The organism is Acidovorax sp. Q11 (assembly GCF_054950075.1).
In genome coordinates this window covers 67,836-93,345 of record NZ_JBUDZG010000005.1, presented here as the reverse complement: position 1 = coordinate 93,345, position 25,510 = coordinate 67,836, and the positions used below count along the sequence as shown (strand labels likewise).

The window sequence follows — 25,510 nt, the reverse complement described above, 5'->3', positions numbered from 1 at the left end:
GGGACATCACACATGACTGCCGTTGTTGCTGCTGCACCTTTTTCGTTCAAAGACTTCTTCAAGAGCTTCATGCTCGTGGAATTGGTCAAGGGCATGGCCCTGACTGGCCGCTATGCGTTCCGCCGCAAGGTGACCGTGCAGTTTCCTGAAGAGAAAACGCCTCTGTCCCCCCGTTTCCGCGGCCTGCATGCCCTGCGCCGCTATGACAACGGCGAAGAGCGCTGCATTGCCTGCAAGCTGTGCGAGGCCGTGTGCCCCGCGATGGCCATCACGATTGAATCGGATGTGCGTGCCGACGGTTCGCGCCGTACCACGCGCTACGACATCGATTTGACCAAGTGCATCTTCTGCGGTTTCTGCGAAGAAAGCTGCCCGGTGGATTCGATCGTCGAAACGCACATCTTCGAGTACCACGGCGAAAAGCGTGGCGACCTGTATTTCACGAAAGACATGCTCCTGGCCGTGGGCGACCGGTACGAAGGTGAAATCGCGGCGGCCAAGGCTGCGGATGCCAAGTACCGCTGAGCGGTGCTGAGCGCGGCCTCTTTGCCAGACTTTCTATAAAGACCCGATTCATGGACGCCAAGACTGGTTTCTTCTATCTCTTTTCGGTGGTGCTGCTGTTCGCAGCCTTCCGGGTGATCACCGCGCGCAATCCTGTGCATGCGGTGCTCTACCTCATTCTTGCCTTTTCGCAGGCTGCCGCTGTGTGGCTGCTGCTCAAGGCCGAGTTCCTGGCCATTGCCCTGGTGCTGGTGTACCTGGGGGCGGTGATGGTGCTGTTCCTGTTCGTGGTGATGATGCTGGACATCCACATTGATACCGTGCGCAAGGGCTTCTGGAAACACTTCCCGCTTGCGGCGACGGTGGGTGCACTGATTGCGCTGGAAATGGCCGCTGTGCTGATGGGCGGTTTCCGTGGCATGGACGAGCCCAAGGCCGCCGCCGTGGTGCTGGATGCCGCAGGGCAGGTGGTCCCGTACTCGAACACCAAGGCGCTGGGCAAGCTGCTCTACACCGAATACCTGTATCCCGTCGAGATCGCTGCCGTGATCCTGCTGGTGGCCATGATTGCCGCCATTGCACTGACCCTGCGCCAGCGCAAGGACAGCAAGGCCATCAATCCTTCCCTGCAGGTCCGGGTTCGCGCCAGTGATCGCCTGGAAGTCGTGAAGGTGGCAGCCACCCAGAAGGCGCAGCCCGAGGTGCCCGCCGAACCCGCTGCCGAGGAGAAAAAAGCATGACGCTGACTTTGGGCCACTTTCTCTCCCTGGGTGCGATGCTGTTCGCGCTGGCCGTGATCGGCATCTTCCTGAACCGCAAGAACCTGATCGTGCTGCTGATGGCGATTGAGTTGATGCTGCTGGCCGTGAACATGAACTTCGTGGCGTTCTCGCACTACCTGGGCGACATGCACGGGCAAGTGTTCGTGTTCTTCATCCTGACCGTGGCGGCCGCCGAGTCGGCCATTGGCCTCGCGATCCTGGTGCTGCTGTTCCGCAACAAGTCCAGCATCAACGCGGAAGACCTCAACACCCTCAAGGGCTGATGAGCCACCAGTATTCCCAAGGTTCTCAAGAATGAGTCAAACCCTCTCTGCTTCAACGCTCCTGGCCGTGCCACTGGCTCCGCTGGCGGGCGCTCTGCTGGCCGGTATCTTCGGCACAACCTTTGGTGGTAACTGGATTGGTCGCCGCCTGAGCCACACGCTGACGATCCTTGGCGTGCTTGTCGCTTTCATCCTCTCGGCCATGACGCTCAAGAGCGTGGCCGTGGACGGTGCCCGTTTCAACGAGACGCTCTACACCTGGATGGTGGTGGGCGGCCTGAAGATGGAAGTGGGCTTCCTGATCGACAGCCTCACGGCCATGATGATGGTTGTCGTTACCTTCGTGTCGCTGATGGTGCACATCTACACCATTGGCTACATGGAAGAGGACGACGGCTACAACCGTTTCTTTGCCTACATCTCGCTGTTCACGTTCTCCATGCTCATGCTGGTCATGAGCAACAACCTGCTGCAGCTGTTCTTCGGCTGGGAAGCGGTGGGCCTGGTGTCCTACCTGCTGATCGGTTTCTGGTTCAACAAGCCCACGGCGATCTTCGCCAACATGAAGGCGTTCCTGGTCAACCGTGTGGGTGACTTCGGCTTCATCCTGGGCATTGGCCTGATCGCTGCCTACACCGGCACGCTGAACTACAGCGAAATCTTTGCCAAGTCGGGTGAACTCGGCGCCTTGGCATTCCCCGGCACCGACTGGCTGCTGATCACCGTGATCTGCATCTGTCTGTTCATCGGCGCCATGGGCAAGTCCGCCCAGTTCCCGCTGCACGTGTGGTTGCCCGACTCGATGGAAGGCCCGACCCCCATCTCGGCACTTATCCACGCGGCCACCATGGTGACTGCCGGCATCTTCATGGTGTCGCGCATGTCGCCGCTGTTCGAACTGTCGGACACCGCGCTCAACTTCATCCTGATCATCGGCGCCATCACAGCGCTGTTCATGGGTTTCCTGGGCATCATCCAGAACGACATCAAGCGTGTGGTGGCCTACTCCACGCTGTCGCAGCTGGGCTACATGACCGTGGCGCTGGGCGCTTCGGCCTACTCGGTGGCCGTGTTCCACCTGATGACCCACGCATTCTTCAAGGCGCTGCTGTTCCTGGGGGCCGGCTCGGTCATCATGGGCATGCACCACAACCAGGACATCCGCTGGATGGGTGGCGTGCGCAAGTACATGCCCATTACCTGGATCACCTCGTTGCTGGGCTCGCTGGCTCTGATCGGCACGCCTTTGTTTGCGGGTTTCTACTCCAAGGACAGCATCATTGAGGCAGTGCACTTCAGCCAGCTGCCTGGCGCTGGCTTCGCGCACTTTGCCGTGCTGGCAGGCGTTTTCATCACGGCGTTCTATTCGTTCCGCATGTACTTCCTGGTCTTCCATGGCAAGGAGCGTTACGACCAGAACCCCGATGCGCACCATGACGACCACCACGGCCACGATGACCACCACGAGCCCCATGAGTCGCCCTGGGTGGTGACCGTGCCCCTGATCCTGTTGGCCATTCCTTCGGTGGTGGTGGGCTTCATGTTCATCCAGCCCATGCTGTTTGGCGACTTCTTCAAGGATGTGATCTTTGTGGACGCAGCCAAGCACCCCGCGATGGCGAAGCTCGCAGAAATCTTCCACGGCCCCGTGGCGATGGCGGTGCATGGCCTGCAGACGGCACCGTTCTGGCTGGCGCTGGCGGGTGTGGCGGCTTCGTACTACATGTACATGGTCAACCCGGCGCTGCCTGCGGCACTCAAGCGTTTCTTTGAATCGATCAAGGTGTACCAGCTGCTTGAAAACAAGTACGGCATGGACAGGTTCAACGAAAACGTCCTGGCCCGTGGCGCCCGCTTGTTGGGCGTGGGGCTGTGGAAGGGCGGCGATCAGGCGGTGATCGATGGCGCCTTGGTGAACGGCTCTTGGAAGGTCGTGCGGGGTGTGGCTGGCATTGTCCGCTGGGTGCAGTCTGGCTTCATCTTCCACTACGCGCTGGTGATGATTCTGGGTGTCTTCGCTCTGATGACCTGGTTCGTCTGGGGCGACACGTTCCTGCAGCTCATCAAATAAGGAAAACAACAAATGGGTCTGTTGAGTCTTGCAATCTGGACACCGATTGCCTTCGGTGTGCTGCTGCTTGCCATTGGGCGGGATGAGCACGCACGCGCCGTGCGCTGGTTGGCCTTGCTGGGGGCGCTGCTGGGTTTCCTGGTCACGCTGCCTTTGTACGACGGCTTCAAGCTGGGCACTGCAGCCATGCAGTTTGTCGAGAAGGCCTCGTGGATCGAGCGCTTCAATGTGCACTACCACCTGGGTGTGGACGGCATCTCCTTCTGGTTCGTGCCGCTCACCGCCTTCATCACGGTGATCGTGGTGATCGCCTCGTGGGAGGCCATCACCGAGCGTGTGAACCAGTACATGGGTGCGTTCCTGATCCTGTCGGGCCTGATGATCGGCGTGTTCAGCGCGCTCGACGGCATCCTGTTCTACGTGTTCTTCGAGGCCACGCTGATCCCGATGTACCTGATCATCGGTATCTGGGGCGGCCCCAACAAGATCTACGCGGCGTTCAAGTTCTTCCTGTACACGCTGCTCGGCTCGCTCTTGATGCTGATCGCGCTGATCTACCTGTACAACCAGTCGGGCGGAAGTTTCGACATCGCCACCTGGCACCAGCTGCCCCTGAGCCGCCGCGCACAGACCATGCTGTTCTTCGCGTTCTTCGCTGCGTTTGCCGTGAAGGTGCCAATGTGGCCGGTGCACACCTGGCTGCCTGATGTGCACGTGGAAGCGCCCACCGGCGGCTCCGCCGTGCTGGCGGCCATCATGCTCAAGCTGGGTGCCTACGGCTTCCTGCGCTTCTCCATGCCCATCGCCCCCGACGCATCGCGCGAATGGGCCTGGCTGATGATCACGCTGTCGCTCATCGCCGTGATCTACGTGGGCTTGGTGGCCATGGTCCAGAAGGACATGAAGAAGCTGGTGGCCTACTCGTCCGTGGCTCACATGGGCTTTGTGACCCTGGGCTTCTTCATCTTCAACGACCTGGGTGTGTCCGGTGGCCTGGTGCAGATGATTGCCCACGGCTTTGTGTCGGGCGCGATGTTCCTGTCCATCGGCGTGCTGTACGACCGCGTGCATTCGCGTGAAATCGCTGCCTACGGCGGCGTGGTCAACACCATGCCCAACTTCACGGCGTTTGCGCTGCTGTTTGCCATGGCCAACTGCGGCCTGCCCGGCACGGCTGGTTTTGTGGGCGAGTGGATGGTGATCCTGGGTGCGACCAAGGCCAACTTCTGGATCGGCCTGGCGTCGGCCACGGCGCTGATCTTCGGTGCGGCCTACACGCTGTGGATGTTCAAGCGCGTGTACCTGGGCCCCGTGGCCAACGACCACGTGAAGGAACTTACCGACATCAACAGCCGCGAGTTCCTGGTGATGTCGCTGCTGGCGATTGCCGTGCTGGCCATGGGCCTGTATCCACGCCCCTTCACGGACGTGATGGACACCTCGGTCGCGGAATTGCTCAAGCATGTCGCATTGACCAAGCTGAACTGACCAGACTGAACTGAGAGATTCGAGATGATTGACAACATCAGCTGGCTCGCGATTTACCCCGAAATCGTGCTGTTGACCATGGCCTGCGTCATTGCGCTGGTCGATCTGGGGGTCCACAGCGCCCGCCGCACCGGCACCTATGTGCTGACCATGCTCACGCTGGCGGTGGTGGCGGCACTGCAGGCCATGTATGCCAGCAGCGGCAACACCTTCTATGGCTTTGGCAACATGGTGGTGAGCGACGCCATGGGCAACTGGCTCAAGTGTTTCGCCACCGTGGCCATGATGGTCACGCTGGTCTATGGCCGCCCTTACGCTGCCGACCGCGACATGATGCGCGGCGGTGAGATGTTCACCCTGTCGATGTTTGCGCTGCTGGGCATGTTCATCATGATCTCCGGCAACAACTTCCTGGTGATCTACCTGGGCCTGGAACTGCTCACGCTGTCCAGCTACGCGCTGGTGGCCCTGCGCCGCGACAACGCCACGGCCACCGAAGCCGCCATGAAGTATTTCGTGCTCGGCGCCATGGCCAGCGGTTTCCTGCTGTATGGCCTGTCCATGGTCTACGGCGCCACGGGCTCCCTGGACATCGGCCAGGTGTTCAAGGCCGTCAACTCCGGTCAGATCAAGCACCAGGTGCTGGTGTTTGGCCTCGTGTTTGTGGTGGCGGGCCTGGCGTTCAAGCTCGGTGTGGTGCCTTTCCACATGTGGATCCCCGACGTGTACCAGGGCGCTCCCACGGCTGTCACGCTGATGATCGGCGGCGCGCCCAAGCTGGCCGCCTTTGCCATCACCATCCGCCTGCTGGTGGATGGCCTGCTGCCCCTGGCCATCGACTGGCAGCAGATGTTGGCGGTGCTGGCGATTGGCTCGCTGCTGGTGGGTAACCTGGCCGCCATTGCGCAGACCAACCTCAAGCGCATGCTGGCGTACTCCACCATTTCGCAAATGGGTTTTGTGCTGCTGGGCCTGATGTCCGGCGTCATCAACGGCAACGTGGATGCCACGGCGGTCGAAAACGCCTACAGCGCGTCCATGTTCTACGTGGTGACCTATGTGCTGACCACGCTGGCCGCGTTTGGTGTGATCCTGCTGCTGGCGCGTGAAGGCTTCGAGAGTGAAGAGATCTCCGACTTCGCGGGCCTGAACCAGCGCAGCCCGCTGTACGCGGGTGTGATGGCGGTGTGCCTGTTCTCCATGGCCGGTATTCCGCCCATGGTGGGCTTCTACGCCAAGTTGTCGGTGCTGCAGGCGCTGGTCGCCTCGGGCCAGAGCCTCTACATCGCGATGGCGGTGTTCGCCGTCATCATGTCGCTGATCGGCGCCTTCTACTACCTGCGCGTGGTCAAGGTCATGTATTTCGATGCGCCGTTGACGGCCACCAACGTGTCTGCCCCCGTGGATGTGCGCGTGGTGCTGACCATCAACGGAGCCCTGGTCCTGGGGCTGGGCCTGCTGCCCGGTGGCCTGATGGCCCTGTGTGCAGACGCCGTGGTGCGCGCGCTGGCGACCTGATCTGGCGCTGAGATCCACATGCTGACGCTGCGGCAGCGCGCTGCCTCTGTTTTCTTCGGTCGCTGACCGATCCCGGGCTCGTTCCTCCGTGTCGCTTACCGGATCCGTCTGGCTCATCATCGTGGCGGCCTTCGTGGCCGCCAACCTGCCTTTTGTCAACCAGCGCTGGCTGGTGGCAGGGCCGGTGGCTACCCCCGCCAAGCCCTTGCTGGGGCGGCTGCTGGAACTGGTTGTTTTCTACTTTGTGGTGGGGGCGCTGGCGCTGGTGCTGGAACGCCGCGCGGGCCAGATCGCTCCCCAGGGCTGGGAGTTCTACGCCATCACCGGCACCATGTTCCTGACCCTGGCCTTTCCTGGTTTTGTCTATCGGTATCTGCTGCGGCGCCACCACAGCTGATCTGGCCGAAACTGCTCACCCACGATTGCGTCGCCCAAGAGTGTTGCCATGAAGGTGCTGGACCTCCAATGTCGGCAAGGCCATGTCTTTGAGGGCTGGTTTGGCTCCGAGGACGACTTCCAGGGGCAGAAGCAGCGTGGCCTGGTGCAGTGCCCTCTGTGCGGCGATGACCACATTGAAAAACGGCTCAGCGCCCCGCGCCTGAACCTGGGCGCCCGGGCTCCGGCGGCTGCCGAAGCCACCGTGCCAGCGCACCCCACCTCCACGGCGGGTGCCCAAGGCGCAACCTCTTCCGACACGGCGATGCTGCCACCCGCCTTGCAGGCCGCGTGGCTGGCGCTGGCCCGCAAAGTGGTGGCCAACACCGAGGACGTGGGCGAGCGTTTTGCCCAGGAGGCCCGGCGCATGCACCACGGTGAGGTGGAAGAGCGCGCCATCCGGGGCCAGGCCACGCCCGACGAGGCGGTGCAGCTGCTGGAAGAGGGCATTGCCGTCATGCCCTTGCCCCTGCCAGTGGCCGCCAAGGAAACCCTGCAATAGGCTTTTCTGCCCTGGGTCGGGGTAAGAGGGGGGTGGGTTTTTGCCTTTTTAGCCCCCTTCCGCGCGACCAGCAAGCGTTGTAAGCTATCAATTTGATAGTGATTCGCCCCGCGTCTCCGCCTGGCTGCACCTGCGCGCCTCACGCCGCAAACTGCAGCGCAGCCAGCCGGGCATAGACACCCCCTTGCGCCAGCAGGCTGGTGTGGGTGCCCTGTTCCACGATGCGCCCGTGGTCCAGCACCACAATGCGGTCGGCGTTTTGCACGGTGGCAAGCCGGTGTGCAATGACCAGTGTGGTCCGGCGGCCGGTGTGGCGCTGCATGGCGGTGTCCAGCGCGGCCTGCACCATGCGCTCGCTCTCGGCGTCGAGTGCGCTGGTGGCTTCGTCCAGCAGCAGCAGGGGCGGGTTCTTGAGCATGGCCCGCGCAATCGCGATGCGCTGGCGCTGCCCGCCCGACAGCCGCACGCCGCGCTCACCCAGAAAGGTGGCGTAGCCCTCGGGCAGCGCCATGAGGAAGTCATGGGCAAAGGCGGCGCGCGCGGCGGCCACCACCTCCTCGTCCGTGGCCTCGGGGCGCCCGTAGCGGATGTTCTCCAGGGCCGAGGCCGAGAAGATCACCGCGTCCTGCGGCACCGTGCCGGTGTGGGCCCGCAGGGTGCCCAGCGCCACGTCGCGAATGCCCACCCCATTGAGCAGAATGCGCCCTTGCCGTGGCACCGATGTGCCCGGCGTGCCCGGGGTCTCGCTTTGGGCACTCACGTCCACGTCATAGAAGCGTTGCAGCAGCTGCAGCACCGTGGTCTTGCCCGCGCCGCTCGCACCGACCAGGGCCACGGTTTCCCCGGGCGCCAGGTGCAGCGAAAAACCGTGCAGCGCAGCCTGCTCCGGGCGCGACGGGTAGTGGAACCACACATTGTCAAACTGCACCTCCAGGCCCTGGCCTGAGGTGGGAAGGTCACGGGGCGTGGCAGGGTCCGCCACGGGGGAGCGGCTTGCCAGCAGCTCCATCAGCCGCTCGGTCGCGCCTGCGGCGCGCAGCAGGTCCCCGTACACCTCGCCCAGCACGGCCACGGCCCCCGCGAGCAGGATCACATAGACAACAGTCTGCCCCAGGTGGCCCGCACTCATCTGGCCCGCCAGCACCGCCTCGGTGCCCCGGTACAGCCCCCACAGCAGCAGGGCGGCATTGGCGATGATGATGAAGGCGACCAGCACCGCCCGCGCACGCGTACGCTGGATGGCCGCCTGGAAGGCGTTTTCGGTGGCGCGCATGAACCGGGCCGCCTCGCGCGGCTCGGCCGCATGGCTTTGCACCACCGGCACGGCGTTCAGCACCTCGGCGGCAATGGCGCTGGAGTCTGCCACCCGGTCCTGGCTGTCCCGCGACAGCCGCCGCACGCGCCGCCCGATCCACATGGTGGGCAAGACCACCATCACCACGGCCAGCAGCACCACCGACATCACGTAAGGATTGGTCCACACCAGCATGGCCAGCGCGCCGATCCCCATCACCGCGTTGCGCAGGCCCATCGACAACGACGAGCCGACCACGGTCTGCACCAAGGTGGTGTCGGCCGTGAGGCGGGACAACACCTCTCCTGTCTGCGTCGTTTCAAAAAACTGCGGGCTTTGCCGCAGCACATGGCCGTAGACCGCATTGCGCAGGTCGGCGCTCACCCGTTCGCCCAGCCAGCTCACCATGTAAAAGCGCGCGGCAGAGAACACACCCAGCGCAACCGCGACGGCGAACAAGGCCTCGAAATGGCCCCGCAGCGCCATGGCCTGCGCGCCCTTGTCGCTGGCCGAGCCACCTACCAGGCCCCCATCGATCAGGCCGCGCAGAGCCATCGGAAACGCCAGCGTGGCCAGCGCAGCCAGCACCAGGAAGACCCCCGACAGCAGGATGTGGACACGGTAAGGGCGCAGAAAGGGGAGCAGGCCGGTCAACGAGCGGGGAGCCCCGCGTGCCGGGTGGGAGGAGGGGATGGATGCCATGGTGGCAGTGTAGGCCCGGCCCATGACGGCGTGTATGGCGCGAAGGCCAGGGGCGCGGCTGGACGGTGTCAGCAAAAAGTCAGTGATGCCCCCGCGTTGCAGGGCTCCGAGCCGGGGCTGTGCGCAGGCCATGCGAGAGGCCGGATTGAGCGCTGGCCTGCGCTGTGGGCCCGCAGTCGGTGGTGAGCCTGCGCAGCGGGCGGTGGGTACGTAGGCATTTATACATAGGCATTAGTCCCAGTATCTACCGCAGGGTAGAGAGACATACGATGCGCCGAGACCCACACACGGAGACCTTGCTGCAAGGCTCCATTCCTCAGCACCCTACGGAGCGGCCAAGGCGCAATGAGCGACGTCATTCTTGAAACCAAAAGCCTGACCAAAGAGTTCAAGGGCTTCACTGCCGTGAGCGATGTGAACCTGGCGGTGCGCCGAGGCTCCATCCATGCGCTGATCGGCCCCAATGGCGCAGGCAAGACCACCTGCTTCAACCTGCTGACCAAGTTCCTGGAGCCTACCTCGGGCGTGATCCGCTTCAACGGGCACGACATCACACGCGAGCAGCCTGCGCAGATTGCCCGGCGCGGTGTGATCCGCTCGTTCCAGATCTCGGCGGTGTTTCCGCACCTCACGCTGATGGAGAACGTGCGCCTGGGCCTGCAGCGCAAGCTGGGCACCTCGTTCCATTTCTGGCGCAGCGAACGCACCCTGAGCCAGCTGGACGACCGCGCCATGCAGCTGCTGACCGAAGTGGGCCTGGAAGACCTGGCCGACGAGGTCACCGTGAACCTGCCCTACGGCCGCAAGCGCGCGTTGGAGATCGCCACCACCCTGTCGATGGAGCCCGAACTGATGCTGCTCGACGAGCCCACGCAGGGCATGGGCCACGAGGACGTGGACCGCGTCACCCAGCTCATCAAGAAGGTTTCGGCGGGTCGCACCATTTTGATGGTGGAGCACAACATGAAGGTGGTCTCAACAATAGCCGACCGCATCACCGTGCTGCAGCGTGGCGCAGTGCTGGCTGAAGGGCCCTACGAAGAAGTCTCCAACAACCCGCAAGTGATGGAGGCCTACATGGGCACCACAGACGGCCAACTCCAGGGAGCGCATTGAATGAAGCTCCCCCTGAGTCGCTTCGCGCCTTCCCCCTCTCTCGCCTCGCTGCGCGATGCGGGAGGGGGACGCCCCCAGCGCGGCGGGGCGGCCCTTGCGCGGGGGCACTGGCTTTGTGCGTGCCGGTTTCTACAGGCAGCGCGGAACGCAATGGACAACTGAGATGGCTAATCCTTCAAACAACAACGGCGTGCCTGCGCTGGAAATCAAGAACCTCGAAGCCTGGTACGGCGAGTCGCATGTGCTGCACGGCGTGGACATCGTCGTGCAGCCCGGCGAGGTGGTCACGCTGCTGGGCCGCAACGGCGCCGGCCGCACCACCACCATGCGCGCCATCATGGGCCTGACCGGCGCGCGCAAGGGCTCGGTCAAGATCAACGGCGTGGAAACCGTGAACATGGCCACGCACCGCATCGCCCACCTGGGCGTGGGCTACTGCCCTGAAGAGCGCGGCATCTTCTCCAGCCTGTCGTGCGAAGAAAACCTGCTGCTGCCGCCCGCGCTCAAGACCGGCACCCCCGGCATGTCGGTGCAAGAGATCTACGCCATGTTCCCCAACCTGGCCGAGCGCAAGAACAGCCAGGGCACGCGTCTGTCGGGTGGCGAGCAGCAGATGCTGGCCGTGGCCCGCATCCTGCGCACTGGCGCCAACCTGCTGCTGCTCGATGAAATCTCCGAAGGCCTGGCGCCCGTCATCGTGCAGGCCCTGGCCCGCATGATCAAGATGCTGCGCGAGAAGGGCTACACGGTGGTCATGGTCGAGCAGAACTTCCGCTTTGCCGCACCGCTGGCCGACCGCTTTTACGTGATGGAGCACGGCCGCATCGTCGAGAAGTTCGGGGCGTCCGAACTGGACGCCAAGATGCCCGTGCTCAACGAATTGCTGGGCGTCTGAACGCAGCCCGCTCCCCATTTTTCGCTTTCTTCAACCACCACACCCACAGGAGACAAATCCATGAAGAAACAACTCACACTGCTGGCCTTGATGCTGGCCGCTGCAGGCCTGGCTTCTACGGCCCAGGCGCAGGACAAGGTCAAGATCGGCTTCATCACCGACATGTCCAGCCTGTACGCCGACCTGGAGGGCAAGAACGGTGCCGTAGCCATCCAGATGGCCATCGACGACTTCGGCGGCAAGGTGCTGGGCATGCCCATCGAGCTGCTCACGGCCGACCACCAGAACAAGGCCGACATCGCTGCCTCCAAGGCCCGCGAGTGGATCGACACCCAGGGCCTGACCATGGTCTTTGGCGGCACCAACTCCGGCACGGCGCTGGCCACGGCCAAGGTGGCTGCAGAGAAGAAGCGCGTCTACATCAACAATGGCGCTGCCAGCTCGGCGCTGACCAACGACCAGTGCACCCCCTACACGGTGCACTACGCCTATGACACGGTCGCCCTGGCCAAGGGCACGGGCTCTGCGATCATCGACAACGGCGGCAAGAGCTGGTATTTCCTCACGGCAGACTACGCTTTCGGCCACGCGCTGGAGGCTGACACCAGCACCGTGGTCAAGGCCAAGGGCGGCACCGTGGTGGGCGCCGTGCGCCACCCGCTCAACGCATCGGACTTCTCCTCCTTCCTGCTGCAGGCCCAGAACTCCAAGGCCCAGATCCTCGGCCTGGCCAATGCCGGTGGCGACACCATCAATGCCATCAAGGCCGCCAAGGAGTTCGGCATCGGCAAGAGCATGAAGCTCGCAGGTCTGCTGATCTTCATCTCTGACGTGCACAGCCTGGGCCTGCGCAACACCGAAGGCCTGCAGTTCACCACCAGCTGGTACTGGGACCTGAACGACGAGACACGCAAGTTCTCGGCCCGCTTCTTCGAGAAGACCAAGCGCATGCCTACCGAAATTCAGGCGGCCGACTACTCGGCCACCATGAACTACCTCAAGGCCGTGGAAGCCGCCAAGTCGGTCGATGCCGACAAGGTGATGACCACCTGGCGCGGCATGAAGATGAACGACTTCTTCGGCTCGGGCCAGCTGCGTCCTGATGGCCGCTACGTGCACGACATGTACCTGATGGAAGTGAAGAAGCCTTCGGAATCCACCAAGCCCTGGGACTACTACAAGCTCATCAAGAAGCTGCCCGGTGACCAGGTGTTCACCACCAAGGCCGAGAGCAAGTGCGCGCTCTGGAAGTAACCCCCTGAGAGGAAGCCTCCGACCCCGCCGCTGCCGGCGGGGCCAGGCCTGTGGGCGCCCTCTGACCTGAACCCCTCCACCTGCTGCTGCCTCCCATGGAAATCTTTGGTGTCTCATTGCCCGGCCTGTTGAGCCAGCTCCTTCTGGGGCTGGTCAACGGATCGTTCTACGCAATCCTCAGCCTCGGGCTCGCCGTGATCTTCGGCCTGCTCAACGTCATCAACTTTGCGCACGGTGCGCTGTTCATGACCGGCGCCCTGATCACCTGGATGGCCATGAACTATCTCGGCATCAACTATTGGTTGATGCTGGTCCTGGCACCGCTGGTGGTGGGCCTGTTCGGGGTGCTCATCGAACGCCTGCTGCTGCGCTGGATCTACAAGCTCGACCACCTGTATGGCCTGCTGCTCACGCTGGGCCTCACACTGCTCATCGAGGGCGTGTTCCGCTCCATCTACGGCGTGTCGGGCCTGGGCTACGACACACCCGAGCTGCTCGAAGGCGCCACCAACCTCGGCTTCATGATCATGCCCAACTACCGCGCCTGGGTCGTGGTGGCGTCGGTGGTCGTGTGCCTGGCCACCTGGTACGTGATCGAAAAAACCAAGCTCGGTGCCTACCTGCGCGCCGGCACCGAGAACCCGCGTCTGGTCGAGGCCTTTGGCATCAACGTGCCGGTGATGGTGACGCTGACCTACGCCTTTGGCGCCGCGCTGGCAGCGTTTGCCGGTGTGCTCGCTGCGCCTGTGTACCAGGTCACGCCGCTCATGGGCCAGAACCTCATCATCGTGGTGTTTGCGGTGGTGGTGATCGGCGGCATGGGCTCCATCATGGGCTCCATCCTCACCGGGCTGGGCCTGGGCGTCATCGAAGGCTTCACCAAGGTGTTCTACCCCGAAGCGTCGTCCACCGTGGTGTTCGTCATCATGGTCATCGTCCTCCTCATCCGCCCCGCCGGCCTGTTCGGCAAAGAGAAATAAGGGGCAGCCAGCATGAACTTCAAGAACATTGCCCCCATCGGATACGGCCTGCTGCTGCTGGGCCTGGTTGTTGCACCCTTCCTCGGTGCCTACCCTGTTTTCGTGATGAAGCTCATGTGCTTTGCACTGTTTGCTTCGGCTTTCAACCTGCTGCTGGGCTTCACCGGCCTGCTGTCTTTCGGCCACGCGGCCTTTCTGGGCGGTGCCGCCTATGTGGCGGGCCACGCCATCAAGGTCTGGGGCCTCACGCCCGAAGTGGGCCTGCTGCTGGGCACGGCCGGAGGCGCGCTGCTGGGCCTGCTGTTTGGCTGGCTGGCCATCCGCCGCCAGGGCATCTACTTCTCCATGATCACGCTGGCGCTGGCACAGATGCTGTTCTTTGCCTGCCTGCAAGCACCCTTCACCGGCGGTGAAGACGGCCTGCAGGGCGTGCCACGCGGCAAGCTGTTTGGTGTGATCGACCTGCAAAGCGATCTGGTCATGTACTACGTGGCCCTGGTCATCGTGGTGGTGGCTTTCCTGCTCATCGTGCGCACCATCCACTCGCCATTCGGCCAGGTGCTCAAGGGCATCAAGGAGAACGAACCCCGCGCCATCTCGCTGGGCTACGACACCCATCGCTTCAAGCTGCTGGCCTTTGTGCTGTCGGCCGCGCTGGCGGGCCTGGCTGGGTCGCTCAAGACCCTGGTGCTGGGCTTTGCCACGCTGTCGGATGTGCACTGGACGGCCTCGGGCCAGGTCATTTTGATGACGCTGGTGGGTGGCCTGGGCACGCTGTCGGGCCCGCTCATTGGCTCGGCCGTGGTGGTGCTGCTGGAGAACAAGATCGGCGAGTTCGGCAACCTGCTGGCCGCCCTGACCAGCGTGGAATGGTTCAAGACCCTGGGCGAATCTGTCACCATGGTCACGGGCCTGATCTTCGTGATCTGCGTGCTGGCCTTCCGCCGGGGCATCATGGGCGAGATCATTGCCTGGCTGGCACAACGCCGCGCGGGCAACACGGCCAAGCACTGACCCCGTCATGGCCCGCAACGGTGGGCTGCTATCTGGACGCTGCTCAAAAAGCCGCTGCCGCCCTTACAGGCGCAGCGGCTTTGCATATCCGGTCATCTCCAGATACCCCCGGCCCACGGGCTGTCCGCTGCCGTCCAGCAGGTCGGACAGTCCCTCCCAATAAATCGCGCCGCTGGACCCGCTGCTGTCCAGCTCCTGGTTGTCCAACAGCGCGCGCACCTCAAACTGCCCCACCGGCGTCAGCACCCGCCACTGCACCGGGTAGCGCGCGCCGCTGTGCGGGCTGGCCCAGGTGCGCAGCGGGGTGAAGACCACGGCCTGCGCACCAAACACCTGCACGGGCTGCCCGGGGGCCCGCCACGACCCCCCGGCCCACAGCGCCGCCCCATCCGCGCGCCGCAGGCGGAAGGCCGTCAATGCACTGCCATCGGCCAGGTTCATGCCGATCCAGTCCCAGCCCTGGGCCTCGGGGTGCATCAGCGCCTCGCTCCACTCGTGGTCCATCCACGCGCGGCCGGTGCCCGGCTCCACCGCCATGCGGCGGCCCGCCACTGTCAGGTGTCCGCTCACGGCCAGCTGCGGCTGGCTGTAGTAGTAGCTCGCCTGCGCGGCATCCGGCCCCTTGCGCGACAGGCCTTGCTGGCCTTGCAGCAGCACAGGCTGCGTGCTGTCGAACTGCAGCTCCAGCCCCAGTTCGCCGCCGGTGATGCGCGTGGTGTAGCGGCTGCGCGGCGCCTCACCGGGAGTGCTGCCCGGCACATCACTGCGCTCCAGCGTCCAGTCCTGCAGCCGGATGCGCGTGTCCGCCTCGCTGGCCTGCGCCACACCAAAACCCGCGCGCGCAATGCGCTGGTCATGCCGCAGGCGCTGCCCTTTCACGTCAGTGATGGCTGCATGTGCAAACAACAGCTGCTTGGCCGCAAACGCCGACTGCAGGCCCTGCGTGGCATCCACCCGTGAGCGGAAAAACGTGAGCTGAAACCCCCACGGCTGGCCCTGCGCCTGCACATGGCCGGTGATGTACCACCACTCGGTGCGCAGCTCCGGGTGGCTGCCGTGGTCGCGCGGAAAAGCCAGCGTGCGCGCGGGCAGCGCCTGCGCCGCCCCCGGCCAGAGCAGCGCGCCCAGCCCGGCTGCCTGCAGACTGGCCCCCATCAGCCACTGGCGGCGCGTGGAGCTGTGCATGGTGTGGTGATCGATGTGCGGGATGGAATTGCGGGACGGGGCAGGGCGCTCAGCCCATCAATGCATCCACTTTCTGCTGCGCCGCCGAGCAATCGCCAAACGTGCGGTCCACCCACTCGGTGTCGAAGTACGTGGGCAGGTAGCGCTCGCCCGCATCACACAGCAGCGACAGGATGGAGCCGCGCTCGCCCCGCTCGCGCATCTCGCTGGCCAGCGTGAGCATGGCCACAAAGTTGGTGCCCGTGGACGGCCCCACACGCCGCCCCAGCAACTGCGACAGCGCGCGCATGGCGGCAATGGATTCGCAGTCCGCCACATCCACCATGCGGTCCACCAGCGTGCGGATAAAGCTGGGCTCCACACGTGGCCGTCCAATGCCCTCGATGCGCGAGCCCGGCGCCGTGAGCTGCGCATCGCCCGTGCGGTGGTAGGCGCTGAACACCGAGCCCGCTGGGTCGGCCACACACACCTGCGTGGCATGGCGCTGGTAGCGCACATAGCGGCCAATGGTGGCGCTGGTGCCGCCCGTGCCCGCACCCACCACAATCCAGCGCGGCACAGGGTGCGGCTCGCGCGCCATCTGCGTGAACATGCTCTCGGCAATGTTGTTGTTGCCCCGCCAGTCGGTCGCCCGCTCGGCATAGGTGAACTGGTCCATGTAGTGGCCGCCCGTTTCCTCGGCAATCGCCCGGGCCGCGTCATACACCGCACCCGCGCTGTCCACAAAGTGGCAACGCCCGCCATGGAACTCGATCTGCGCCACCTTCTCCGGCGAGGTGCTGCGCGGCATCACCGCCACAAACGGCAGCCCCAGCAGGCGGGCAAAGTAAGCCTCGCTCACCGCCGTGGAGCCGCTGGAGGATTCAACGATGGTCGAGCCCTCATGCACCCAGCCATTGCACAGCGCATACAAAAACAGCGACCGCGCCAGCCGGTGCTTCAGGCTGCCCGTGGGGTGGGTGGATTCGTCCTTGAGGTACAGGTCAATGCCATGCGCGGCAAACGCGGGCAGCCGCAGCGGGATCAGGTGGGTGTCGGCACTGCGCTGGTAGTCGGCTTCGATGCGGGCGATGGCTTCGTGGAGCCAGGGGGAGGGGAGGGTCATTGGGGGATTGTCGGGTAGGTTGGATTGGCCGCTGGTACGGTTGCCGCGAGTCGCAGGGGCCGCAGTACCGCGCGAGGCGATAGGCGTGGGCATTCGTCTTTTAGGCGATTGTCTTGGCTAGACGCATGTGAAGTTGAACGAGATCCCCAAGTCCAGCTGTCTCAGCAATCGCAAGGAATCAGGTTGTACTGTCAAGTAAGGGTATGGGCTTTCAGAAAAGCACCCAAGAACTACGCCAGCAGACGATGACTGTGAAATCAGCTGTTGAAAATAGTCCCGATGGGGAGCAATGGCGTTCCAAAGCCATTCGATGTGCTCATCCAGTGAGGCCGATGCCCCTAGAGGTGATTCCAGTATCCAAATATCTTCTAGCCACCTTTTCTGGGCAAATCGCGTCTCGCCTTCACGATGCGCGCGCGTAGGTGCAATTCCTGTTCGTTTCGAAATTGCTTCATGGTGTTCACCAATTCCAGCGATCCTCAGCGATGCGTCAAAGCGATAGAGGCGGGGTTTGCCGACATGCGAAGGTTTGCCAAGAATTTGTTCTCGGCGTCGCATGCCGCGCTTCAAGCGTTTTCGAACCGCTGTTGAGATTTGGGCCATTGATTTCTTTCAAATATTGACGTCCCGATCAATTTTCGGATGGCTTTGGGTTCACGGTGTCCCCAGACAAAAATGCTTTCGAAACTGGGCGGCTGATAGTGCTGACAGGGCCTCTCAATGCGGCATCACCAATCCTCTTTCACCGCCATCACCGCATCCCTCCCCGCAGCCGCCCGCCCCGCCAGCCACGCGGTAACCGTACCCGACACCACCACCGCAGCACACAACCCTAGCAGCCTCCCCCCCGGCACCGCCAAATCCATCGTCCAGTGAAAACTCTGCGGGTTGACCACGTGCACCAGCACCACCGACACGGCCAGCCCCAACAGCGCGCCCGCTGCCGCGCCCACGGCGGTCCATGCAGCGCCTTCGCCCGCGATCACGGTCAGGATCTGCCGCCGCGTGAGGCCCAGGTGGGCGAGCAGGCCAAACTCCTTGCGACGGGCCAGCACCTGGGCGCTGAAGCTGGCGGCCACGCCGAACAGGCCGATGGCGATGGCGACGGCCTGGAGCCAGTAGGTGACGGCAAAGCTGCGGTCGAAGATGCGCAGCGAGCGGTCGCGGATGGCGCCGGAGGAGGCGAATTCGACCAGGGCTTCGCCGTTGTCGCCCGCGCCCGCCGTGCGGCCTGTGTGGGTGGCGGCCAAATTGCGGATGGCGGCTTGCAGCGCGGCGGTGTCGGCGCCCTCACGGGGCCACAGGGCCAGGTCGCTGGTGCGGGCGTCGCCGGTCAGGCGCAGCCAGGCGGCGCGGTCCAGGGCCACGGCGCCGGACTGGCGGGCGTAGTCGCGCCATACGCCTGCTATGTAAAAGATAGCTGCTTGGGCATGCCCATCGCGCGCAAACGGCCTAAAAGACTCTGAAAGTGCGGGCCATTCCATGCCGGGGCGCACGCCATACAGGTCTACCACCGCTTCGCTGATGTAGACGCCGGTGCGACCTGCAGGCACGGGCAAGGGCTCGCCCACCAGGGGCAGGCTTTGGGCGGGGTTGTCGCCCAGCGGGCGGCTCAGCACGGCCAGGGCGGGCAGGGTGGGCGAGAGCTGCACGGGGCTGGCGCGCAGGGGCTGCACGCGTTCCACGCCGGGCAGCTGGGCCACGGCTTCAGCAAAACCGGCGGGCAGCAGCGCGGCCTCGGTGCCCGTGGTGCTGCTGGTGCTGAGCGCCGAGCGCACGTATAGCGGCGAGGGCAGCACGGCGTCCAGCCACTGCGTGACCGAGCCGCGAAAGCTGGCCACCATCACCGTCAGCGCCACGGCCAGGCTGAGCGATGCCACCACGCCGCCCACCGCAATGGCCGCGCTGCCGCGCATGCGGCGTGCGCGCTCCTGCGCCAGCAGGGGCAGGGTGTGGCGCGCGGCCAGCGGCTGGAGGGCTGCCAGCAGCCGGGCCATGCCCCAGGGCAGCAGCGCAATGCCGCCCACCAACAAAAGGCCAATGGCCACATACGCCGCCAGCGGCACGCCGCTCACCGGGGGCGCCAGTGCCAGCAGGGCGCCGCCCGCCAGCAGCACCAGGCCCAGGGTGCCCCGGTCTGCCTGGCCGGTGGCGGTGCCCAGGCCCTTGAGCGTTTGCGCAGGGGGCAACTGCTGCGCAGCGCGGGCGGGCCACCAGCCGCCCGCCAGTGCGGCGGCCACGCCCAGCGCGCCGTACACCAGCGCGGCGGGGGCGCTCCACTGCAGCGCGGGCTGCACGCCTGCAAAGTAGCCACCGCCCAGGTCGCCGCCCAGCAGCTGCAAGGCGGTGGCGGCCAGGGCGGTGCCCAGCGCAATGCCCAGCACGCTGCCCAGCAGCCCCAGCGCAGCCGATTCGGCCAGCACCAGCAGCAGGCGCTGGCGCGGTGTGGCGCCTAGCACGGCCAGCAGCGCAAACTGCGGCCCGCGCTGCGCCACGCTGAGCGCCAGCACCGAGAACACCAAAAAGGCCCCGGTAAACAGCGCCACCAGCGCCAGCACCGTGAGGTTGACGCGATACGCGCGCGAGAGGTTGCTGATGCGCTGGGCCGCATCGCCCGGCTGCGCCAACACCGCGTTGGCGGGCCAGCCGGGATCGGCGCGCAGCGTGCGCTGCCAGGCGGCAGCATCGGTGCCGGGCTGCAGTTGCAGGTCGATGCGCGTGAGCGCGCCCTGGCGTCCAAACAGGTCTTGCGCGGCGCCAATGTCCATCACCGCCAGCGGCGCGCCACCGGCGGCCACGGTGCCTGCCACCTGCACCGGCACGCGCTGCTGCAGGCCGGTGATCAGCAGCACGGTGGGCGGCGGGCTGCCACTTTGCGGGCCACTGGTGGGCAGGCCCAGCGCTTGCAGCGCGGCGGTGTTGAGGAACACGGTGGCCGGGGCGAACAGCGCAAAGCGATCGGCACCATCCCACGGGCGCGGCATGAGCGCGGGGGCCATGGGGGGCAGCAGCAGGGCGTCGGCGCCCAGCACACGCAGCGGGGTGCGGGCAGGCTGGGGTGTGGCGGCGGCATCCACCGCCTGCGCCACGGCCGACAGCTCCAGCAACGGGCTGGCGCGGGCCACCTGCGGGTTGGTGGCCAGGCGTTCGTACAGCGCCTCGGGAAGGGGGCCCTGCATGGCGCGCAATTCCAGGTCGGGCTGGCCGTTGACGGCGCGCACGGCCTGCGAGAACTCGTCCAGCGCCGACGCATTGATCACATGCACCGCAAACGCCAGCGCCACACCCAGCATCACGGCTGCCACCGCTGCGGCGCTGCGCCAGGGGTGGTGGCGCAGGTCTTGCCAGGAGAAGGTGCGGAGCAGGGCGAGCATGGGCTGCATTGTGGCTGCAGGGGCCAGCTGCAGCGCTTTTGAGGTACATCAACCTTGCGTTTTGCACCCTCTTGAAGTGCCGAAAGGCTGCGCCTATCTTGGAGCCAGAAGGTGTGAATGAGCCCCGCGCACAGGCATGTAGGTTTTGTTCACACCCTCTCAGGGGCCCGCCCTCCTGCGCAGGCCCGGTTGTTTGTACCAACCCCTTTTCAGGAGCAAAACCATGAACTCTCTCGTGACCCGTGGCAGTCTGTTTGACGACTTCTTCAAGGACATCGCCCCCGGCTTTTACGTCCGCCCGCTGCATGGCGACAACCTGCCGTCGCCCAGCCAGATCAAGGTGGATGTGAAGGAGACCGAAGGCGGCTACACCGTGCAGGCCGAAGTGCCCGGCGTGGCCAAGGAGGACATCCATGTCTCGCTCGAAGGCAATGTGGTGAGCCTGCGCGCCGAGGTGCGCCAGCACGATGAAAAGCGCGAGGGCGAAAAGGTGCTGCGCAGCGAGCGCTACTTCGGCGCTGTGGCCCGCAGCTTCCAGCTGCCTGCCGATGTGGACGCTGCCCAGGCCAAGGCCAAGTACGACAACGGCGTGCTGACCCTGAACCTGCCCAAGAAGGTGAACAAGGCGGCGCAGCGGCTGAATATCGAGTGACCGCGGTGCCTCGGCGGTGCCTGTGCGTCAGGGCACGGCCATGGCAGCATCGGCCCGCCGCAGCATGGCGGGGCCGGTGAGCACGGCACGCACAAAGTCGGTCTGGCGCCCCACGCCCGCCTTGGTGGCGATGGTGCGGAACTGGCTGCGCACGGTGTGAATGGACACCGACTGTTGCTCGGCATATTCCTGCAGCGACAAGCCATTGACCAACCCCTGGGCCAGGCGGGCTTCGGCGGGTGTGAGGCCGTACAGGCTGCGCAGCACGCCTTCGAGCGACTGCAGCGCGCTGGCCGGGTTGCTGATGAAGACGGCACCACAGGCATGGGCGCCGAAGGGTTCGGACCAATGCGGCAGCGGCGCCACCATCACATGCAGCTCGCTGCCAGTCAGGCTGCGCAGCCGCATGCCCGTGCCCGCGTGCATGGGCGCGCCGGTGGGTGTGGACACCACCGCCCGCATGGCGGCCTGCATGGCGGCCTGCAGGCGCTGGTCGTCTGCGTGCTGCGTGGCATGCAGGCCATCGCGTTCATGGATGCACAACAGCCCGCTGGACTGGGCTAATGAGTGCGCGCGGCCATTGGCGTGCAGCAGGCAGGCGCCTTCGCCCAGCAGCACCACCCCCATGGGCAGGCTTTCCATCACCGAGAGCGACGCATGGGCCAGGGCCTCGGCGCGGTGCAGGCGCCAGTGCAGCGCAAAGGCCGTCTGCAGGTGCGGCACCAGCGACTGCAGCCGCAGTTCTTCGTCGGCCGTGTAGGGGCCACAGCGCTTGCTGCGCACGGCCGTGACGTTGAAGGAGCGGTGGCGGCGCTTTTCGACCACCGCAGCCAGCGTGTAGAACAGGTCGAGCGGACGAAGCCAGTCGCAATGCCATTCGGTGCGCGGCAAATGTTTGTCCGGATAGAACTTGGACCCATTGACGATGCAGCCCTCGTGGTGCATGCGCTCATCCTGCGTCCAGACATTGGTGCGGCAGTAATGGGCCGCAAAGCTCGCCATGGCGTCGTCACCCACTCCATGGTGGGCCGCGAGCGAGGTCGAGCCCCCCGTCACCTCCACAGAACCGTCTGAAAAGTCCTGGCCAAAGATCATCGTGGCCTGCGACGAGAACTCGGCTGCAAAGCGCGCCAGGAACTCCTGCCAGCGCCTGGCGTCCAGTGCGGCGTCATAGACGCTGCGGATCAGGCCTGGCATTCCGATGTCGTTGGGGGCGTAGGTCGGCAGCGTGGTCATGGGTCCTCGTTCCGGGGGCGATCGGGCCGTGCAGTCTTCCAAATCATACGTTTGGGGGATGCCGAGGACAACACGAATGGATACAAAGGTGCTGTGTTCCTGGTGGGACTGCCACATCCGGGGTGCGCGGGGGCAACCCGTGTACCCCGGCTGTTGTGTCACAGCGGCACCGCAGCGGGCCCGGCCGCCGCCCTCAGTGCGGGGCGATGCCGTCAGCCGTGAGGCGCAGCACCCGGTCCGCCCGCGCTGCCGCCGCATCCGAATGCGTGACCAGCACCAGCGATGCCCCCTGCTCGCGCGTCTGCGCCAGCAGCAGGTCCATCACGCGCGCAGCGGTGGTGGGGTCCAGGTTGCCGGTGGGCTCGTCGGCCAGTAGCAGGGCGGGGCGGTGCACCAGCGCGCGGGCAATGGCCACGCGCTGCAGTTGGCCGCCGCTGAGCTGCTGTGGCAGCCGTGCGCCCAGGCCCTGCAGGCCCACGGCGGTCAGCATGTGCTGCACGCGCTCGGGCTCGCTTTGTCCTAGCAGCATCAGCGGCAGGGCCACGTTCTGCGCCACGTCCAGGTGCGGCAGTACGTGGAAGGCCTGGAACACAAAGCCCACGTGGGCGCGGCGCCACAGTGCGCGCTGTGTGTCGTCCAGCTGGCCCAGGTCGGTGGTGCCATGGGTGATGGTGCCGGTGTCCCAGGTGTCCAGGCCCGCCAGGCAGTTGAGCAGGGTGGACTTGCCCACGCCTGAGTCGCCGACGATGGCGACGAACTCGCCGGGCGCCACGCTGAACTGCACGTTGGCAAACACCGGCGCGCTGCCGTAGTGTTTGCCCAGACCGTCCACGCGCAGCAGGGTCATGATGGGGCGTGCTGCGCGAGCCGCTGCAGCACGGCCTGCACCAGTTGGGCCACGGCGTGGGGGTGGTCGCAGGCGATGGTGTGGCGCTGCGGCATGCTGCGCAGCCAGGTGATCTGGCGCTTGGCCAGCTGGCGCGTGGCGGCAATGCCGCGTTCGCGCAGCAGGCCCATGTTGATGGGGCGGCCGGGCGCTTGTGCGGCGATGAAGTCCAGCTCGTCCCACACCTGGCGGTAGCCCACGCAGCGCATGGAGGGCAGGTCGGGGTGCAGGTCGCCGCGTGCGCGCAGGGCCTGCACTTCGTCGATGAAACCACCGGCCAGCATGGCGTCAAAACGCTGGGCAATGCGGTCGTGCAGCCAGGCCCGGTCGTCGGGTTCCAAGGAAAAAAGGGCGTTTCCGCGCTCTGGTAAAGCGTTGTTAGCTCCTTTTTTTGTAGTGTGAAAGCTTGACAGCGGCTGGCCGGACACCTGCCACACCTCCAGCGCGCGCTGGATGCGCTGGCTGTCGCCGGGCGCCAGGCGCGCTGCTGTGACCGGGTCCACCCGCGCCAGCTCGGCATGCATTGCGGGCCAGCCCTGTTCGGCGGCCTGGGCCTCGATCTTGGCGCGCACTTCGGGGTCGGCGGCGGGCATGTCATCGATGCCGTCGAACAGCGCCTTGAAGTACAGCATGGTGCCGCCCACCAGCAGCGGCAGGGCGCCGCGTGCGCGTATTTCGGCGATGAGCCGGGTGGCGTCTTGCACAAACTCGGCGGCGCTGTAGGCCTGCAGCGGGTCGCGGATGTCGATGAGGTGGTGGGGCACGGCAGCGCGTTCATCCGCTGTGGGCTTGGCTGTGCCAATGTCCATGCCCCGGTACACCAGGGCCGAATCCACGCTGATGATCTCGACCGGCTGGCCTTGTTTGCCCAGCACGGCGGCCAGCGCCAATGCGCCAGCGGTTTTACCGGATGCGGTGGGGCCTGCCAGGGCGATCAGGGGCAGGTCGTCATGGGGCTCAGGCGCGGTCACGGGCGGCTCCAAACTTCTGCACCAGCGTCCACGAGATGAGGGCCAGCACCACCGACCAGAACCAGATGCCACTGACCAGCGGCCACACCGTGCCGTCGAGCCGCTGGCCCAGCCAGCCGCCAATCGCGAAGGCCGCCAGCATCATCATGAAACCGTTGAGGGCCGACGCCACGCCCGCTGCCTGCGGAAACGGCCCCACGGCGCCACTTTGTCCGCAGGGCTGGTGGATGCCATGGCCCAGCATGAAAAGGTAGAACGGCAGCAGCAAGGCCCAGGGGTGGTGCCAGCCCATCCAGGCCACCAGCGCCATCAGCGTGCCGCCGGCCACACTCAGCCCCCCGGCAATGGCCACCGTGCGCTGCAGCCCGTGGCGGGCCAGCAGGCGGCGGCACAAGAAGGTGCCCCCCAGGTAGGCCGCGCAGGCCGATGCCATGGTCCAGCCAAACTGCGTGCGCGAGAGGCCCAGCACGTCGATGTAGACAAACGACGACGCCGCCAGAAACGTGAACAGCCCGCCGTAGGTGGCGGTGGTCTGCAGCGAAAACGCCCAGAAGGTGGGGCTCTTCAGCACATGCAGCCAGGTGCTGGCCAGAGCGCGCGGCTGCAGGGCCTGCGGGTTGCGCTGTGCCAGTGTCTCGGGCATGCGCAGTGCCACCACAGCCAGGGTGACGATCGCGTACACCGTCAGGGCAGACAGCGCGGCGCGCCAGCCCAGCCATTCGCTCAGCAGCCCGCCCAGCGGCGCGCAGATGCAGGCCACGATCCCGAGGCCTGTGAGCGCCTTGGACATGGCGCGTGCGCCCTCCAGCGGCGTGTACAGGTCGCGCACGATGGCGCGCGCGCACATCACCACCGCGCCCATGGCCGCACCCTGGGCAATGCGCCACACGATGAGCAGTGCCATGCTGGGCGCTAGCGCGCTGCCCACCGAGGCCACGGTGTAGATGGTCAGGCCCGCCAGCAGCACGGGGCGGCGGCCAAACCGGTCAGACAGCGGGCCCCACACCATCTGCGAGCAGCCAAACGCCAGCAGCAGGCCGCTCAGGGTGAGCTGAGCCGCCGACAGCGGTGCGCCCAGGCTGCGGGTGAGCGCGGGCAGGGCGGGCAGGTACAGGTCGGTGGTGACGGGCTGGATGGACAGCAGCAGGGCCAGCACCAGAATGGCCAGGCCGGGGTGGATCGAGACAGGGACAGGGGCCGCAGGCAGGGCGGTGGCGGAGGGGGCAGACATATCTGTCTGAGGGTACCAGATGGGGGGGGGGCACCGGGCCGGGCGGGCTTGT

Annotated in this window: 23 protein-coding genes; 14 read left to right on the top strand and 9 right to left on the bottom strand. The window is 65.5% G+C overall.

Annotated elements, in window-relative coordinates; translation table 11 throughout:
• Nucleotides 1-12: 12 nt before the first annotated feature.
• The 8 genes from nuoI (at nucleotide 13) to ACYZGB_RS06345 (ending at nucleotide 7,563) form a co-directional block, all read left to right on the top strand.
• Nucleotides 13-525: an NADH-quinone oxidoreductase subunit NuoI gene (gene nuoI, locus ACYZGB_RS06380; RefSeq protein WP_063461094.1), complete on the top strand. Its 513-nt coding sequence runs from the start codon at nucleotides 13-15 to the stop codon at nucleotides 523-525.
• A gap of 50 nt (nucleotides 526-575) precedes the next feature.
• Nucleotides 576-1,244, top strand: coding sequence for an NADH-quinone oxidoreductase subunit J (locus ACYZGB_RS06375; protein ID WP_063461093.1), 669 nt, complete (start codon nucleotides 576-578; stop codon nucleotides 1,242-1,244).
• Nucleotides 1,241-1,549: an NADH-quinone oxidoreductase subunit NuoK gene (gene nuoK / locus ACYZGB_RS06370; protein ID WP_005793248.1), complete on the top strand. Its 309-nt coding sequence runs from the start codon at nucleotides 1,241-1,243 to the stop codon at nucleotides 1,547-1,549. The genes ACYZGB_RS06375 and nuoK overlap by 4 nt, the downstream gene beginning before the upstream one ends.
• 31 nt (nucleotides 1,550-1,580) lie before the next feature.
• Complete coding sequence (gene nuoL / locus ACYZGB_RS06365; protein WP_462387410.1) at nucleotides 1,581-3,620, top strand: NADH-quinone oxidoreductase subunit L; 2,040 nt, start codon at nucleotides 1,581-1,583, stop codon at nucleotides 3,618-3,620.
• Nucleotides 3,621-3,632: 12 nt separating this feature from the next.
• A complete protein-coding gene (locus tag ACYZGB_RS06360) occupies nucleotides 3,633-5,108 on the top strand; it encodes an NADH-quinone oxidoreductase subunit M (protein WP_063461091.1) in 1,476 nt (491 codons plus the stop codon).
• A gap of 24 nt (nucleotides 5,109-5,132) precedes the next feature.
• Nucleotides 5,133-6,626, top strand: a complete 1,494-nt coding sequence (gene nuoN, locus ACYZGB_RS06355; RefSeq protein WP_462387409.1) for an NADH-quinone oxidoreductase subunit NuoN — start codon at nucleotides 5,133-5,135, stop codon at nucleotides 6,624-6,626.
• Between the two features lie 88 nt (nucleotides 6,627-6,714).
• Nucleotides 6,715-7,023, top strand: a complete 309-nt coding sequence (locus ACYZGB_RS06350) for a DUF2818 family protein (RefSeq protein WP_462387408.1) — start codon at nucleotides 6,715-6,717, stop codon at nucleotides 7,021-7,023.
• A gap of 48 nt (nucleotides 7,024-7,071) precedes the next feature.
• On the top strand, nucleotides 7,072-7,563 hold the full coding sequence (locus ACYZGB_RS06345; protein ID WP_462387407.1) for a DUF1178 family protein: 492 nt from the start codon (nucleotides 7,072-7,074) through the stop codon (nucleotides 7,561-7,563).
• A 139-nt stretch (nucleotides 7,564-7,702) separates the two neighbouring features.
• Here ACYZGB_RS06345 and ACYZGB_RS06340 read toward each other — a convergent pair whose 3' ends face one another.
• Complete coding sequence (locus ACYZGB_RS06340; protein ID WP_462387406.1) at nucleotides 7,703-9,559, bottom strand: ABC transporter transmembrane domain-containing protein; 1,857 nt, start codon at nucleotides 9,557-9,559, stop codon at nucleotides 7,703-7,705.
• A gap of 345 nt (nucleotides 9,560-9,904) precedes the next feature.
• Here ACYZGB_RS06340 and ACYZGB_RS06335 point away from each other — a divergent pair, with 345 nt between their 5' ends.
• From ACYZGB_RS06335 to ACYZGB_RS06315, 5 genes are all read left to right on the top strand, one after another.
• Nucleotides 9,905-10,675 (top strand): ABC transporter ATP-binding protein, encoded by a 771-nt coding sequence (locus ACYZGB_RS06335; protein ID WP_063461087.1) that lies wholly within the window; start codon nucleotides 9,905-9,907, stop codon nucleotides 10,673-10,675.
• Nucleotides 10,676-10,838: 163 nt separating this feature from the next.
• Nucleotides 10,839-11,570, top strand: coding sequence for an ABC transporter ATP-binding protein (locus ACYZGB_RS06330; protein WP_462387405.1), 732 nt, complete (start codon nucleotides 10,839-10,841; stop codon nucleotides 11,568-11,570).
• Nucleotides 11,571-11,630: 60 nt separating this feature from the next.
• Complete coding sequence (locus ACYZGB_RS06325) at nucleotides 11,631-12,824, top strand: ABC transporter substrate-binding protein (protein ID WP_462387404.1); 1,194 nt, start codon at nucleotides 11,631-11,633, stop codon at nucleotides 12,822-12,824.
• 95 nt (nucleotides 12,825-12,919) lie between these two features.
• The gene (locus ACYZGB_RS06320) at nucleotides 12,920-13,804 is read left to right on the top strand and encodes a branched-chain amino acid ABC transporter permease (protein ID WP_108616583.1); all 885 of its coding nucleotides are present in this window, start codon (nucleotides 12,920-12,922) and stop codon (nucleotides 13,802-13,804) included.
• Nucleotides 13,805-13,816: 12 nt separating this feature from the next.
• Nucleotides 13,817-14,818 carry a branched-chain amino acid ABC transporter permease gene (locus ACYZGB_RS06315; RefSeq protein ID WP_462387402.1) on the top strand — a complete coding sequence of 334 codons (1,002 nt, stop codon included), beginning with the start codon at nucleotides 13,817-13,819 and terminating at the stop codon, nucleotides 14,816-14,818.
• Nucleotides 14,819-14,881: 63 nt separating this feature from the next.
• On the opposite strand, the gene ACYZGB_RS06310 is transcribed toward ACYZGB_RS06315, so the two are convergent.
• The 4 genes from ACYZGB_RS06310 to ACYZGB_RS06295 all read right to left on the bottom strand — a co-directional run bounded on the left by ACYZGB_RS06310 (nucleotide 14,882) and on the right by ACYZGB_RS06295 (nucleotide 20,491).
• Nucleotides 14,882-16,003 (bottom strand): lipocalin-like domain-containing protein, encoded by a 1,122-nt coding sequence (locus ACYZGB_RS06310; RefSeq protein WP_462387401.1) that lies wholly within the window; start codon nucleotides 16,001-16,003, stop codon nucleotides 14,882-14,884.
• A gap of 49 nt (nucleotides 16,004-16,052) precedes the next feature.
• Complete coding sequence (locus ACYZGB_RS06305) at nucleotides 16,053-17,108, bottom strand: PLP-dependent cysteine synthase family protein (RefSeq protein WP_462387400.1); 1,056 nt, start codon at nucleotides 17,106-17,108, stop codon at nucleotides 16,053-16,055.
• Between the two features lie 117 nt (nucleotides 17,109-17,225).
• On the bottom strand, nucleotides 17,226-17,666 hold the full coding sequence (locus ACYZGB_RS06300) for a DUF4279 domain-containing protein (RefSeq protein ID WP_462387539.1): 441 nt from the start codon (nucleotides 17,664-17,666) through the stop codon (nucleotides 17,226-17,228).
• A 170-nt stretch (nucleotides 17,667-17,836) separates the two neighbouring features.
• On the bottom strand, nucleotides 17,837-20,491 hold the full coding sequence (locus ACYZGB_RS06295; protein WP_462387399.1) for an ABC transporter permease: 2,655 nt from the start codon (nucleotides 20,489-20,491) through the stop codon (nucleotides 17,837-17,839).
• A 214-nt stretch (nucleotides 20,492-20,705) separates the two neighbouring features.
• Here ACYZGB_RS06295 and ACYZGB_RS06290 point away from each other — a divergent pair, with 214 nt between their 5' ends.
• Entirely contained in the window at nucleotides 20,706-21,134 is a 429-nt protein-coding gene (locus tag ACYZGB_RS06290) for an Hsp20/alpha crystallin family protein (protein WP_056743473.1), read from the top strand.
• 27 nt (nucleotides 21,135-21,161) lie between these two features.
• Here the strand turns inward: ACYZGB_RS06290 and ACYZGB_RS06285 are convergent, their stop codons facing one another.
• The 4 genes from ACYZGB_RS06285 to ACYZGB_RS06270 all read right to left on the bottom strand — a co-directional run bounded on the left by ACYZGB_RS06285 (nucleotide 21,162) and on the right by ACYZGB_RS06270 (nucleotide 25,458).
• The gene (locus ACYZGB_RS06285) at nucleotides 21,162-22,370 is read right to left on the bottom strand and encodes a helix-turn-helix transcriptional regulator (RefSeq protein WP_462387398.1); all 1,209 of its coding nucleotides are present in this window, start codon (nucleotides 22,368-22,370) and stop codon (nucleotides 21,162-21,164) included.
• Between the two features lie 193 nt (nucleotides 22,371-22,563).
• Nucleotides 22,564-23,217, bottom strand: coding sequence for an ABC transporter ATP-binding protein (locus tag ACYZGB_RS06280; protein WP_462387397.1), 654 nt, complete (start codon nucleotides 23,215-23,217; stop codon nucleotides 22,564-22,566).
• Complete coding sequence (miaA, locus tag ACYZGB_RS06275; RefSeq protein ID WP_462387395.1) at nucleotides 23,214-24,227, bottom strand: tRNA (adenosine(37)-N6)-dimethylallyltransferase MiaA; 1,014 nt, start codon at nucleotides 24,225-24,227, stop codon at nucleotides 23,214-23,216. Before miaA ends, ACYZGB_RS06280 begins: the two co-directional genes overlap by 4 nt.
• Nucleotides 24,214-25,458 carry a multidrug effflux MFS transporter gene (locus ACYZGB_RS06270; protein WP_462387394.1) on the bottom strand — a complete coding sequence of 415 codons (1,245 nt, stop codon included), beginning with the start codon at nucleotides 25,456-25,458 and terminating at the stop codon, nucleotides 24,214-24,216. Before ACYZGB_RS06270 ends, miaA begins: the two co-directional genes overlap by 14 nt.
• Between the last annotated feature and the right edge of the window lie 52 nt (nucleotides 25,459-25,510).